At 43.0% G+C, this 13,882-nt stretch carries 10 protein-coding genes; 8 read left to right on the top strand and 2 right to left on the bottom strand.

Annotation, left to right across the window (positions count from 1 at the left end; all coding sequences use genetic code 11):
• Window positions 1-2: 2 nt before the first annotated feature.
• From R7M92_RS10095 to R7M92_RS10065, 7 genes are all read left to right on the top strand, one after another.
• Window positions 3-1,883: a DUF294 nucleotidyltransferase-like domain-containing protein gene (locus tag R7M92_RS10095; RefSeq protein ID WP_005377775.1), complete on the top strand. Its 1,881-nt coding sequence runs from the start codon at window positions 3-5 to the stop codon at window positions 1,881-1,883.
• On the top strand, window positions 1,883-2,629 hold the full coding sequence (locus tag R7M92_RS10090; RefSeq protein WP_017820938.1) for a 3'-5' exonuclease: 747 nt from the start codon (window positions 1,883-1,885) through the stop codon (window positions 2,627-2,629). Before R7M92_RS10095 ends, R7M92_RS10090 begins: the two co-directional genes overlap by 1 nt.
• A gap of 192 nt (window positions 2,630-2,821) precedes the next feature.
• Window positions 2,822-4,480 carry a BCCT family transporter gene (locus R7M92_RS10085; RefSeq protein WP_005377772.1) on the top strand — a complete coding sequence of 553 codons (1,659 nt, stop codon included), beginning with the start codon at window positions 2,822-2,824 and terminating at the stop codon, window positions 4,478-4,480.
• Window positions 4,481-4,794: 314 nt separating this feature from the next.
• The gene (gene ectA / locus R7M92_RS10080) at window positions 4,795-5,328 is read left to right on the top strand and encodes a diaminobutyrate acetyltransferase (RefSeq protein ID WP_005393379.1); all 534 of its coding nucleotides are present in this window, start codon (window positions 4,795-4,797) and stop codon (window positions 5,326-5,328) included.
• A 34-nt stretch (window positions 5,329-5,362) separates the two neighbouring features.
• The gene (gene ectB, locus R7M92_RS10075; RefSeq protein WP_318133297.1) at window positions 5,363-6,628 is read left to right on the top strand and encodes a diaminobutyrate--2-oxoglutarate transaminase; all 1,266 of its coding nucleotides are present in this window, start codon (window positions 5,363-5,365) and stop codon (window positions 6,626-6,628) included.
• A gap of 14 nt (window positions 6,629-6,642) precedes the next feature.
• Window positions 6,643-7,029, top strand: coding sequence for an ectoine synthase (locus R7M92_RS10070; protein ID WP_005377769.1), 387 nt, complete (start codon window positions 6,643-6,645; stop codon window positions 7,027-7,029).
• A gap of 86 nt (window positions 7,030-7,115) precedes the next feature.
• Complete coding sequence (locus R7M92_RS10065; RefSeq protein ID WP_005377768.1) at window positions 7,116-8,537, top strand: aspartate kinase; 1,422 nt, start codon at window positions 7,116-7,118, stop codon at window positions 8,535-8,537.
• Between the two features lie 188 nt (window positions 8,538-8,725).
• Here R7M92_RS10065 and R7M92_RS10060 read toward each other — a convergent pair whose 3' ends face one another.
• Window positions 8,726-10,291 carry an arylsulfatase gene (locus tag R7M92_RS10060; protein WP_130546076.1) on the bottom strand — a complete coding sequence of 522 codons (1,566 nt, stop codon included), beginning with the start codon at window positions 10,289-10,291 and terminating at the stop codon, window positions 8,726-8,728.
• Between the two features lie 388 nt (window positions 10,292-10,679).
• Between R7M92_RS10060 and R7M92_RS10055 the strand changes: the two genes are divergently transcribed.
• Window positions 10,680-13,010, top strand: a complete 2,331-nt coding sequence (locus R7M92_RS10055) for a tetratricopeptide repeat protein (RefSeq protein ID WP_318133295.1) — start codon at window positions 10,680-10,682, stop codon at window positions 13,008-13,010.
• Between the two features lie 47 nt (window positions 13,011-13,057).
• On the opposite strand, the gene R7M92_RS10050 is transcribed toward R7M92_RS10055, so the two are convergent.
• A complete protein-coding gene (locus R7M92_RS10050) occupies window positions 13,058-13,786 on the bottom strand; it encodes a formylglycine-generating enzyme family protein (protein ID WP_373921196.1) in 729 nt (242 codons plus the stop codon).
• Window positions 13,787-13,882: the final 96 nt, after the last annotated feature.

Raw genomic sequence — 13,882 nt, 5'->3', positions numbered from 1 at the left:
AAATGGAAGCCGAACAGTTAGAAGTGCTCAATTTCATTAGCCAGTACCCACCTTTTGATGACCTACCTGAAGAGCAGCTTAGAAAAATTGCTCTCAATGCCGAGGTTGCATACTTTCGGCAAGGAACAAAAATTCTTAACTTCGGAGATACGATCCGCGACTTGTATATGGTGAGAAGTGGGGCGGTAGAGATTTATCGACGTAAAGGTGAACTTTACAACAGGATTGATGCTGGTGGACTGTTTGGTCAGATGGGGTTGTTGATGAACAACCGCGTACGTATGCCAGCCAAAGCGATAGAAGACACTCTCGTTTACTGTATTCCGGAAAACATCTTCAATGAACTTTGTGATGAGTTTGAAAACTTTGCGGACTACATGGAACTGGAAGATAGCGCGCGTTTGCGAAGCGCAATATCTAGCCGCTCCGAAAGCAATGACTTTACCACCGCTAAGGCACGTAAAATCTTAGCAAGAGATCCAGTAACTCTGGAGGCAACGGCTTCAATTCAGGAAGCTGCGATACTAATGGCAGAGGAAAATGTCACCTCTCTGCTCATTATTCGCCCGACAGAGGAGCTCACAGAAGAAGATGATGAACAGCTGCTTGGAATATTGACTGATCGCGATCTTTGCATTCGCGTACTAGCTCAAGGTATTGATACCAATATTCCAGTGAGTGAGGTCATGAGTTATGACGTGGTTTCATTGGATTATAACGCCTATGTGTTTGAGGCCATGTTAACCATGTTGCGTTACAACGTGCATCATTTACCAATTTTAAAAGATAAAAAGCCGATAGGAATTATTGGCATGACGGACATCGTTCGTTACGAATCTCAGAACAGCCTATTGCTAGTGAGCTCTATTTTTCAGCAAACCAGTGTCGAGGATCTCAAGCAGGTTTCTGAACAAGTAAAAGACTGTTTCGTAAGAATGGTCAATGAAGATGCCAACGCGCACATGATTGGTCGAGCCATGTCGGTTATAGGCAGTAGTTTCAAACAACGCCTCGCTGAATTAGCTGAGCAAGAGTTCGGCCCAGCGCCCATTCCTTATTGTTTAGTCGCAATGGGTTCAATGGCGAGGGATGAGCAGCTAATTGTAACGGATCAAGATAACGCCCTTATTCTCGATAACAGTTATGACGTTGAGATTCACGGAGAGTACTTTGAAAAGTTTGCTAAATTTGTTTGTGATGGTTTAGCGGCATGCGGCTATGCTTATTGTACTGGAGACATTATGGCTACCAACCCAGAATGGCGAAAAACTCGTGCAGAATGGGAAGAATGCTTTGGAAACTGGATAGACAATCCAACCCCTGAGAGATTGTTAAATAGTAATATCTTTTTTGATCTCCTCGGTGTGCATGGGCGAGTGAAATGGGCGGAGCAATTAAGCAGCTTTATTGTGAGACGAGCGAAAAGAAATAACCGCTTTCTTGCTTGTATGGCGTATAACGCAATACGTAGGACGCCTCCACTGGGCTTTTTCAAAGACTTTGTGATGGAGAAAGATGGTCGTCATCGCAACTCGATTAACTTGAAGCGAAGGGGGACGGCTCCGTTGGCCGATTTAATACGGGTGCATTCTCTGGCAATCGGTTCGCGATCGCAAAACTCTTTCGACCGTTTAGATGACATTAATGATGCTGGCATTTTACCGAAAGGTCGAGGTTTGGATTTAAGGGATGCGATGGAGCTAATCTACATGGTTCGAATTCGTCACCAAGCCCTTGATATAGAAAATGGAGAAGAGCCAGACAACAATATTGAGCCGGAGAACATGTCTGAATTTGAACGTCGAAACTTAAAAGCAGCATTTCAAATTCTAAGTAACGCTCAGAACTTCATTAAGTTTCGATACCAGAGAAGTAGCAAATAATGTGGTTCTCAAAAAAAGTAGAAAAAGAACAGCCGTTGTTGGATACATCCCAGACGCCAGAGTGGTCAATGTTGTTCAAACAACTAGCTAAAGAAGCGAAAGACGAGAGGCTCAAACGCTACTATTCGACACCGATGGTTAATGGGGAAACACCAATTGAACAAGTGCCATTTGTCTCGGTAGACTTTGAGACAACAGGATTGAACTCGGAAGAGGATGTCATTCTCACGATCGGACTTGTACCGTTCACTATTGATCGTGTTCAATGTAATGGTTCTGCTCATTGGGTCGTTAACCCAAACAGAGAGTTAAACCACGAGTCTGTCATTATTCACGGTATCACTGACTCTGAGGTTAAAAACGCGCCGCAGCTGTCTCAGATCTTGGGTGAAATATTGGATGCGTTGTCAGGCAAAGTGGTACTTGTTCACTACAAGAACATTGAAAGGCAGTTCTTTAATAACGCCTTGCTAAATAGCATCGGAGAGGGGATACAGTTTCCTGTTGTTGATACGTTAGATATTGAGTATGCGATACAACGCCGTGAATGCAGAGGTTTTATCAATAAGTTGAAAGGCAAGAAACCCGGTTCTGTACGATTAGGGCACGCTCGTGAAAGATATGGCCTCCCTGCTTATCAACCTCACCATGCCCTGACGGATGCGTTAGCAACTGCGGAGCTGTTTCAAGCACAACTGCAGTATCACTTTAATCGAAACATGCCAATATCTTCGGTTTGGCAATAGGCGTTATTTATGGTGAAAACAATAAAATGCAATGAGAGATAGGGGGCTTTAAGATTATGATGGCGGATTGAGTAACCGCTTATAAGAACAATGTTTTATGAACATGTGCTTGGTAGTGATGAAGACGTTTCATTACTCGAACTCCGACGAAAGTAATTTAAACTTGGTCACGTATTTTTAAGGAGATTATCCGTGAGCACCGATAATAACGGTGGCATTCAACGCCCCGATGGAAAAGTAAACGCAATAGATACTGACTATCAAATTGGTCAGGATAACGTTGCGCTAAAGGTAGGCCCATTTGGCCTTGATATTCACAACCGTGTTTTTGCAATTTCTGGCTTAGCAATCGTCATGTTTGTTGTGATAACACTATTATTCCGAGAACAGGTAGAGCCGTTTTTTGCAGACCTACGAGCGGGTTTGTTGCACAATTTAGACTGGTTTTTTCTCGCTTCAGGTAATATTTTTGTCATTGTCTGTGTCGGATTGATCTTCACACCATTGGGCCGTGTGCGAATCGGTGGTACTGAAGCAACACCGGATTACTCCTATGCCGGATGGTTGGCAATGCTATTTGCTGCAGGTATGGGCATTGGTCTCGTATTCTTCGGTGTATCAGAACCGATGTCCCATTTTAGTTCTGCGATTGGTGGCGTGAGCGTTGAGAATGGTGTACGTACTGACTGGGCACCGCTAGGTGGTGCAGAGGGCGATGCAACTGCAGCTTCGGCATTAGGGATGGCTGCGACGATTTACCACTGGGCACTTCATCCGTGGTCAATATACGCGCTCTTGGCTCTTGGACTGGCTATCTTTTCATTTAACAAAGGTTTGCCACTCACCATGCGCTCAATTTTTTACCCTTTGTTTGGTGAGCGTGTATGGGGTTGGACTGGTCATATTATCGATATTCTTGCAGTGGTAGCGACGGTTTTTGGTTTAGCAACATCGCTAGGCTACGGTGCGTCTCAAGCCGCAACGGGTTTGAACTTCCTGTTTGATGTCCCAATGACCAATACCACGCAGGTTATATTGATTATTGGTATTACTGCGCTTGCTTTAATCTCTGTTGTGGCTGGACTCGATAAGGGCGTGAAAATCTTATCTGAAATCAACATGGGTCTTGCAGCGCTGCTATTGCTATTTGTTATTGTTGTTGGCCCGACGATTGCGATTTTAACTGGTTTCTTCGAGAACATCGTTTCCTATGTGGCTAATATCCCTGCCTTATCTATGCCATTTGGACGAGAGGATGTGAATTACTCTCAAGGCTGGACGGCGTTTTACTGGGCGTGGTGGATTTCTTGGTCACCATTTGTGGGTATGTTCATCGCACGTGTGTCTCGCGGTCGTTCAGTTCGTGAGTTTATTATTTGCGTTATTCTTATCCCATCTTCAGTTTGTGTGTTATGGATGACGGCTTTTGGCGGTAACGCAATTAGCCAATACGTTAATGATGGCTACGAGGCGGTGTTTAACGCAGAACTACCTTTAAAACTTTTTGCCATGTTAGATGTTATGCCATTGGCTGAGATAACATCTTTTGTCGGCATTATCTTAGTCGTGGTGTTCTTCATTACCTCTTCTGACTCAGGATCACTGGTTATTGATACTATTGCTGCGGGCGGTAAGGTCGATGCACCAACGCCACAACGCGTGTTCTGGTGTACGTTTGAAGGTTTGGTTGCGATTGCATTGATGTTGGGTGGTGGTCTAGCTGCTGCTCAAGCAATGGCGGTGACGACTGGTTTACCGTTTACTATTGTTTTACTTGTTGCAACGGTATCTTTGATAAAAGGTTTGATGGATGAACCTCGTCCAAAGGCGGTTTCTAAGAAATCAAAATAACTAGTATCAGCAGTTAAATTATTGATAAAAGCGGTATGCGAAAGCATGCCGCTTTTTTTTGGATTTCTATTTTTCTCTGAGAAATGAACAGCATGGAAAACGGTCTTATTCTGGTTGTTTTTTGTACTGCGCATTTAGGTGACTATTTAATAAATTAGACCTCGAACTATTTTAACTTTTGGTTAATGGGTTTATTTTTGTGATTTGAATCACAAAAATGCCGATAAAAAGGCGGATTATTTGATTTTTAGTCGCGAGGGATGCCCATAATAAAAAGGAAATTTAATTAGACCTCAAAGGATATGTATTTTCACATGATCACATCAGCACCTTGGGTCCTTTATCCAGAGATTGGAGAAGACTCAAGTAAAAAATGGATTTTTCGTGAGCCTAAAATCTCTGATGGTGACGACATTTACAGCTTGATTGCAGACTGTCCTCCATTGGACATGAACTCATCTTATTGCAATTTCCTACAGTCTACGCATTTCAGCAAAACCAGTATTTTGGTTGAGCAAAAAGGCGAAATCGCAGGTTTCATTTCCGGTTATCAGAAACCAGACGAGCAAGACGTTTTATTTGTCTGGCAAGTTGCAGTCTCACCTCGCTTTAGAGGTCATGGTTTAGCATTCCGCATGTTGAAAGAACTTCTCACCCGAGAGGAATTAGGCGGTGTTAAATCGGTAGAAACTACCATCACGGAAGATAATAAAGCCTCTTGGGCACTGTTCAAAAAGTTAGATGCGATGAACGGCAATTCTGGCCAAGTAAGCACATTTTTGGATGAAGAAGCCCACTTTAAAGGCAAACACGATACAGAATATTTGTATCGCATTCCTCTCAAATAATCCTCAAACAATAGGAATTAAAAACGGTCTCATCATGGATATTTTCAAAAAGCAGGAATCCAACGTACGCTCATATTCAAACAATTTCCCGGTCGTTTTTCGTAAAGCGAAAGGCTGCTGGCTAGAAACAGAACAAGGTGAACGATACTTAGACTTCCTTGCTGGAGCGGGATCTCTAAATTACGGCCATAACAATCCAGTACTAAAACAAGCGTTGCTTGAGTACATTGAAATGGACGGTATTACTCACGGTTTGGATATGCACTCAGAAGCGAAAGCATCGTTTCTGGAAGCGTTGGATACTTACATCCTTAAACCAAGAAACTTGGATTACAAGGTTCAGTTTACGGGCCCAACAGGTACTAACGCTGTTGAGGCGGCATTGAAGCTGGCTAAAAAAGTAAAAGGCCGCGACAGCGTCGTTGCGTTTACTAACGGTTTCCATGGTTGTACTGCTGGCGCACTGGCTGCAACGGGTAACCAGCATCACAGACAAGGTAACGGTTCTAGTCTAAGTAACGTCACTCGTATTCCATTTGAAGGTTACGCTGGCGTAGATGGTCTTGCGCTGTTCGAAACCATGCTAAATGATAACTCTGCAGGTATGGATAAACCAGCCGCTGCACTTCTTGAAACTGTGCAGGGTGAAGGTGGTTTAAATGCTGCTTCAAACGAGTGGTTACAACGTTTGAGCAAAATCTGTAAAGCCAATGACATTCTTGTGATTGTCGATGACATTCAAGCAGGTTGTGGACGTACCGGTACTTTCTTTAGTTTCGAGCCGTCTGGTATCCAACCGGATATCGTGACGCTATCGAAGTCGATCGGTGGTTACGGTTTGCCGATGGCTGTCGTATTACTTAAGCCTGAGCTTGACCAGTGGAAGCCAGGCGAGCATAACGGTACGTTCCGTGGCAATAATCACGCCTTTATTACTGCTGCAAAAGCACTAGAAATTTACTGGGCAAACGATGATTTTGAAACACACATCAAGCAGTGTTCAGACAAGGTAAGTGCTGTTATTGACCGTTGTGTTCGTCGCTTTCCACAAATGTTTGTGCAGAAAAAAGGCCGCGGCATGATGGTTGGTATTGAATGTATCAATGGCGACATGGCATCTGAAATTGCGAAAAACTGTTTCGAGAATGGAATGGTGATAGAGACAGCGGGTCCAGACGATGAAGTTGTGAAGTTCTTTTGTCCACTAACCATCAGCGAATCAGAGCTAGATCAAGGACTAAGCATCTTTGAAAATGCAGTAGAGACTATCGCTGCGAAACATTTCAAACAAGCATCTTAATAAGGATTTTAATTATGATCGTCAGAACTCTAGATGAATGCCGCAACAGCGAACGACGTGTTGTTTCAGATAACTGGGAAAGTGTCCGCATGTTGTTGAAAGATGACAACATGGGTTTCTCTTTCCACATCACAACGATTTATGAAGATACAGAAACTCATATTCACTATCAAAACCACCTTGAATCGGTGTTTTGTATGAGTGGTGAAGGTGAGATTGAAGTTGTAGGTGGAGAAACGTACCCAATCAAACCAGGTACATTATATATCCTTGATAAACACGATGAGCACTACTTGAGAGCTTATAAGAATAAAGAAATGGTAATGGCGTGTGTGTTTAACCCACCGATTACTGGCGCTGAAGTGCACGATGAAAACGGTGTTTATCCTCTCGTTGACTAAAAGATGATGGTGGGGTGCTTTGCCACCCCACACTTTACTATCTCTTCTTTTTTCTTTTTAAAGTTACCAATCAAAAAAGGCTTATCATGACATTTACCGTAGAAAAAATCGGCGGTACATCAATGACAGCATTTGATGCTGTTCTCGACAATATTATTCTTCGTCCCAAAACACCATACAATCGTATTTTTGTCGTATCTGCATACGGTGGTATGACCGATGCGCTGCTCGAGTGTAAAAAAACCAGTAAACCAGGCGTTTATCAGCTTATCGCGAAACGCGACGACAAATGGGAAGAAGCGTTAGCGTACGTTGAAAGCCGTATGTTGCTGACCAATGAAAATATTTTTGCGGACCCAATGAATCGTATCCGTGCGGATAAATTCATTCGCTCCCGCATTGCTGAAGCGAAAAACTGTATCGCGAATATTTTAGAAACCTGTCAGTACGGTCAATTTTCGTTGCGCCAGTACTTGCCTCAAATTCGAGAGTTTCTCTCGTCTATCGGTGAGGCACATAGTGCTTACAACACAGCACTAAAACTAAAAAATATGGGTATTAACGCTAAGTTCGTTGACCTGTCTGGTTGGGATAATCAAGCGCCAAGAAGCCTTGATGAGTCGATCAGTGACGCGTTTGCTGATATCGATGTATCAAAAGAACTGCCAATCGTGACAGGTTATGCTTACTGTAAAGAGGGCCTAATGCACACTTATGACCGAGGTTATAGTGAGATGACATTTAGCCGAATTGCAGCAATAACAAAAGCGGATTTAGCAGTAATTCACAAAGAGTACCACTTGAGCTCAGCAGACCCACGCGTTGTTGGCCCTGAAAAAGTATTACCAATTGGTAGTACAAACTATGACGTAGCAGACCAACTTGCTAACCTTGGCATGGAAGCGATTCACCCAAATGCCGCTGCGGGTTTACGTGAAAGTGGTATTGAGCTACAGATTAAAAATACATTCGAACCTGAACACGAAGGTACTTTGATCTCTTCAAGCTACCGCCCAGAAGAAGACAAAGTCGAGATCATCGCAGGTAAAGAAAAAGTATTTGCACTGCATTTGTTTGACCAAGCAATGGTAGGAAAAGCCGATAACGTTAGTTACGAATTGATGGAAATCATCTCCGATGCTCGTGTAAGTTTGGTTGGTAAAGAGATGAACGCTAACTCTATTACTTACTATCTAGGTGGCAGTACTGATAGCTTAAACAAAGTATTGTATAAAGCCGAGAAACGTTATCCGAATGCCTCGATTAAAGGTCGTATGGTCGCGCTTATCTCAGCCATCGGTTCTCAAATTGATACCAACAAGACGTTGGCGAAAGGTGTGCTTGCATTGATGAATAATGGCGTTACGCCAGTTGCACTGCACTCATCATTGAGAAATGTAAATGTTCAATTTGTTGTCGGTGATAAGGAATACCAGCACGCGATTTGCGCATTGCATGATGAGTTTTTCCAAAGTAGCAGTTTAGCTAAATCGGTTAATGTGGCTTAGTTTATCCACGGTTAAAATACAAAGGAGAGCAGGTTAGCTCTCCTTTTTTTGTTTTTCAGTTTGTACTCACAATGCCCACTTTGTATAGGCTAAACAGGCGATTTAAGTAAGTTCCTATGTGGCGATACACATAAGCCAGCAGAATGGTCTGCTGGCTTATGTTACTGATTAACTAACGTTAACTTAGTTTACTTAAACTTGCTGATTTCTTGTTCAACTTTGTCTAGTTGTTGCAGCTTCTCTTGCATTTTTAGAGAGTCGTAGTTTAGTGAAGCAGGGTTCATCGCTGTGCCACGCTGCATTGGGTATTCTGGAAGTGTTTTAAAGAACTCTCCCACAACGTCTTGTACAGGTACAAATAGCCACATGTTGTCAGCCATCCAACGCAAGTACATTTGTGATTCGCTTGGGCCTTTTTCGAATGGGTCAGCGCGTAGGTGGATGATTTTAGGCCAGTTCGGAGCAAAACGAACTGCGTTACTTAGGTTCCCTTCAAGCGTTGCAAAGTGAAGTTTCCAGTCATTCCAGCGGACAGCGTTTAATTCACCATTAGACGTAAAGTAAAGCAGCGACTCACGAGGGCCTTTTTCTTCCTTACCTTCAAAGTATGGCATGAAGTTATAACCATCTAAATGCACACGCCATTCTTTGCCATTTGCTTTGTAGCCTTCTGCCAGTTTTTCTTTTACATCAGGTACGCCAGCAGCTGCCAATAATGTAGGCAACCAGTCTTGGTGTGCCATCATTTCATTGATCTTGGTTCCTGGCTTAATGACGCCTGGCCAACGAACCAGTTGAGGAACACGCATACCGCCTTCCCAAGTTGTACCTTTTTCACCATGGAATGGTGTTGCGCCACCATCTGGCCAAGTCATGGTTTCTGCGCCGTTGTCCGTTGAGTAGATAACGATAGTGTTGTCTGCAACACCTAGCTCATCCAGCTTGTCGAGTAAAACACCTACATGATCATCATGTTCCAGCATACCATCGGCATAAATGCTTACACCTGATTTACCTTGGTATTTTTCCTGCAAGCGAGTCCAAACGTGCATACGAGTGGCGTTATGCCAAATAAAGAAGGGTTTATCCGCCTTAACTGCTTTTTCCATAAATGCCAAAGAGCTCTCTAGGAACTCTTCATCTGCGTGCTCCATACGTTTTCGTGTCATCGGGCCAGTGTCTTCAATCTTACCGTCGGCATAAGACTTAATGACACCACGAGGGCCATAGTTTTTACGAAACTCTGGGTCTTTAGGGTAGTAATAAGTTTCAGGTTCTTCTTCTGCGTTTAGGTGATATAAGTTACCGAAGAATTCGTCAAAGCCGTGTTTTGTCGGTAAGTGCTTATCTTGGTCACCTAAGTGGTTTTTACCAAATTGACCCGTCATGTAACCTTGTTCTTTTAACAGATCTGCAATGGTTGGTGCCCAATCAGGTATGCCGTGGTCAGAGCCTGGCATACCAATTGTTAACAAACCCGTACGAAATGGCTCTTCACCCGTAATAAAGGCAGCGCGACCAGCAGTACAAGACTGTTGTCCGTAGTGATCTGTGAACAACGCACCTTCATTCGCGATACGGTCGATGTTTGGCGTTTTGTAACTCATCATACCTTGGTTGTATGCGCTGATATTCCAGTAGCCGATATCGTCACCAAAAATTGCCAGTATATTCGGTTTGTCTGCTGCTATAGCAGCACTAGACGCCGCTAACAGTCCTGCGCCTACAGCGATTTTGCTCAATTGATTTGCCATAAAAACTCCAGATTGTTGAGAGTAAAGATAAGCACAAGTGAGCCTTATGCTTAGTTGCTGCATAAGTTAATGATGTATATAGAAAAATCCTCTTATACTCGATATAACTATAAGTTATTGCTAGGTAGTAACCATTTGTTAATTAAGAAGAAATAGGATTGTCCTGTTAGTTTGTAGAGATTCGTAAAGTAGATTTAGATCACTGAAGAGCCTTATTTTTATTGCGTAGTAGAAGAGGGGATGGAAATGAAAAACAATAGGATGCTCGCTTGTTTTACGGTCCTAAAGCAATACTAAAGTCGTTATGTATTGCTTGTAATTATTTGTATAACCAGTGATTTAGTGTCTATATTGATTTAGGTTGTGCATTATAAATATAAGGATATCTATGAGTCAGTGGGCAGGCCGGTTTCGTATTTTATTGCTGGTCAACGTTGTTGTCAGTTTTATGGCTTTTTCTCAAGAGTTATTAACAGAGAAACCAAATATTCCTTTAGGCTTAAATCCAGAATATGCTGGCACACAAGCTTGTATAGATTGCCACCAAAACGAGGTGGAGGCCTGGAAAGGGTCACATCACGATATGGCCATGAAGCATGCAAGTACAACCTCTGTGCGTGGTAATTTTGATAACCATGTTGTAACACACAAAGGAATGCCTAATCGTTTTTTTAAAAAAGGCGGCGAATATTGGGTCAACATTCAAGGCTCTGACGGGCAATGGCATGACTATAAGATCAGCTATACATTTGGCTGGGAACCATTACAGCAGTACATGGTCGAGTTTGAAGATGGCCGCGTGCAGCTTATTCCTTTTGCTTGGGACACAAGAGCTAAAGTTGAAGGGGGACAGCGTTGGTTTCATCTTTATCCAGAAACGACAACAACGGATGAATTCTATTGGACCAATACCGGGCAAAATTGGAACTTCATGTGTGCTGATTGCCATTCAACGCACCTAAAGAAGAATTACGACGCTGACAAAAACACTTACAACAGCTCATGGTCAGAGATTAATGTGGGATGCGAAGCATGCCATGGTCCTGCTAGTCAGCACATAGAACTGGCCAAGAAATACAAAAATGCTGGCACTTCTTTTGAGCATGACAGCCATTATGGCTTTGATCGAAATTTGTCTAAAGCAGTGTCGGATTGGGTGTTTGAGGAAGGCCATAGTACGTTACAGCCGAAATCAATTGAAGCAACCAATCAAGTGCAAACATGCGCTCAATGCCATAGTCGCCGAACCCAGTTAAATGAAACAGGTGATCATGTTAAAGGTTCCTTTTTTGATAAATATCGCTTAAGTCTTATAACACCTGAACTCTACTATCATGATGGACAGATTTACGACGAAGATTATGTTTATGGTTCGTTTCTTCAATCTGAAATGGCGGAGAAGGGGGTCACGTGCACTAATTGCCATGATCCACACACGGCAGAATTAACGATCCCAGAAGAGGCAGTATGTTCGCAATGCCATATTGCATCTGAATATACACCTGAAAAGCATACCTTTCATAAGGCTGGATCTGAAGCATCGCAATGTACGACTTGTCACATGCCAGAAACGACTTACATGCAAGTCGATCCTCGTAGAGACCACAGTTGGCATATTCCACGACCGGATTTGAGCAAACATATTGGAACGCCCAATGTTTGCATGTCATGCCATGAAGATAAAAGCAATCAATGGGCCGATGAACAGATAGCAGAATGGTACCCGAATTCGAAGTATCGTAATCAGCAACATTTTGCTGTCGCATTTTATGCGGATTCAATTGGTCATCAAGGAGCAGCAAATGCGTTGGCATACTCTGCTCAGGATTCGTCGTTAAAAGACATTATTCGTGCTTCAGCCCTGGAGAGAATGGGGGGCAATACTGACCAAAATACAACAGTATCTTTGGCTAGGGCCGTTAAGAATGAGAATGAAATGGTTCGATTAGGGGCAATTTCAGGCTCGTCTGGTTATGAATTTCATGATCGGTGGCGGATTCTAGAGCCATTGCTTAGTGACCCGGTGCTTTCAGTGAGAGCGGAAGCTGCCTCGGTGCTGGTAACGAACTACGAACAAATGACCCCTTTACAAAAAGATATCATTAAATCGCCTTTAGAAGAGTACATGGAAATTCAAGAGTTTAATGCCGATCGTGGTTTCGGAAGAACCAATTTGGCGAATGTGTACCGCAGCTTAGGTGAAATCGACAAAGCGGCCAAGCTGTATAAACAAGCGATCAGCATCGAACCCTATTTCGAAAATAGCTACGTTAACCTAGCAGATTTGTATCGCCACCTAGGTAAAGAAGAAGCTGCGATCACGGTGCTACAACAAGGGATGAAAGCTCAACCTAAATCCAGCACATTACCATACAGCGCAGGTCTTTCTTTGTTACGTCAAGGCAAAGCCGATGATGCGAAAAAGCTACTTAGACGCGCCGCAGAAATTGGTGAAACTAATGCGCATTATTGGTACGTGTACGGTCTAGCTCTAGAAAAAAGCGATGTTCTAGAAGCCAGTAAAGCGTTGCAAACAGCATTTGAAGTCGGTGGCAATCCACAGCACTTGTATGCTCAATGCGAGGTTCTGGCGAGAAATCATAAAAAAGGTGCTGTCGCTTTTGCTTTCGATAGGTGCATACAAGAACTTAGTCACTATGCACCTAAACAAGCTATTGATCAGCTTAAAGCCTCTATTGTCGGGGTCAATAGGAGCTAATTACCAAAAGTGGAGCTTTTATCGCTCCACTTTTTTTCTTACTTAGTTTAATCAGCGTCTTTCGCTAATCTCAGCCCCATGTCGGACATGATGACTGACTGGCTAGCAAAATCGCGACGATAGTTTTCGGATTCGTCAGCATCATAGGCAAAGCTACCACCTCGTACAGACTTGTGTGCAAGGCTTTCTTTTTCATCTTTTGCGTTTACCGGATTATCACTTGGTGCCGATTTGTAATAGCCTTCATCAAAGGCATCAATAACAAACTCACCAACATTACCCGTCATATCGTATAAGCCAAGCTCATTCGGTTTTTTCTGACCTACCTTGTGTGCTTTATTGTTTGAGTTACTGGCATACCAGGCAACGTCGTTAATATCATCAGACCCCGCGTAAGTGAATCCTTGACTTAGATTCCCCCCTTTCGCAGCAAACTCCCATTCTGCTTCGGTGGGTAAACGATAGTGCTCTCCCGTTTTTTCATTCAATTTCTTTATAAAATAATTGGCTTGTTGCCAGCTAATGTTATTCACGGGCGTATTTGGGTTTCTAAAATAACTCAGAGAAGAGCCTGTAACCGATTCGAATAACTCTTGGGTTACCTCAAATTTTGCCAAATAGAAATCATCCACGCGAACGGTGCGAGCCGGGCGCTCGGATTTATTTGCTGATGGATTATCCGAGCCCATCGTAAATGGTCCACCTTCAATAAGAACCATATCTTGATCGATTTTTTGAGCAAGAGGGCTAGGTTGTGTTGTTGCACATCCAGTCATAATTAGCGAAATCGAAATAGTGGCACCAAGGTAAAGAGTAATACTTTTGGAATGCTTCATAGGGGAGCTCCATCAACATTTATGATCAAAAAATTT

It is taken from the genome of Vibrio sp. Vb2880 (assembly GCF_033337975.1).
GTDB lineage: Bacteria > Pseudomonadota > Gammaproteobacteria > Enterobacterales > Vibrionaceae > Vibrio > Vibrio alginolyticus.
The sequence above is the reverse complement of the archived record's forward strand: the minus strand, read 5'-3'. Positions and strand labels throughout refer to the sequence as shown.

Bases quoted from the DNA above. Each gene is read 5' to 3' on its own strand.
- R7M92_RS10095 (WP_005377775.1), top strand. From the start codon at position 3: ATGGAAGCCGAACAGTTAGAAGTGCTCAATTTCATTAGCCAGTACCCA.
- R7M92_RS10090 (WP_017820938.1), top strand. From the start codon at position 1,883: ATGTGGTTCTCAAAAAAAGTAGAAAAAGAACAGCCGTTGTTGGATACA.
- ectA (WP_005393379.1), top strand. From the start codon at position 4,795: ATGATCACATCAGCACCTTGGGTCCTTTATCCAGAGATTGGAGAAGAC.
- ectB (WP_318133297.1), top strand. From the start codon at position 5,363: ATGGATATTTTCAAAAAGCAGGAATCCAACGTACGCTCATATTCAAAC.
- R7M92_RS10070 (WP_005377769.1), top strand. From the start codon at position 6,643: ATGATCGTCAGAACTCTAGATGAATGCCGCAACAGCGAACGACGTGTT.
- R7M92_RS10065 (WP_005377768.1), top strand. From the start codon at position 7,116: ATGACATTTACCGTAGAAAAAATCGGCGGTACATCAATGACAGCATTT.
- R7M92_RS10060 (WP_130546076.1), bottom strand. From the start codon at position 10,291: ATGGCAAATCAATTGAGCAAAATCGCTGTAGGCGCAGGACTGTTAGCG.
- R7M92_RS10055 (WP_318133295.1), top strand. From the start codon at position 10,680: ATGAGTCAGTGGGCAGGCCGGTTTCGTATTTTATTGCTGGTCAACGTT.
- R7M92_RS10050 (WP_373921196.1), bottom strand. From the start codon at position 13,786: ATGACTGGATGTGCAACAACACAACCTAGCCCTCTTGCTCAAAAAATC.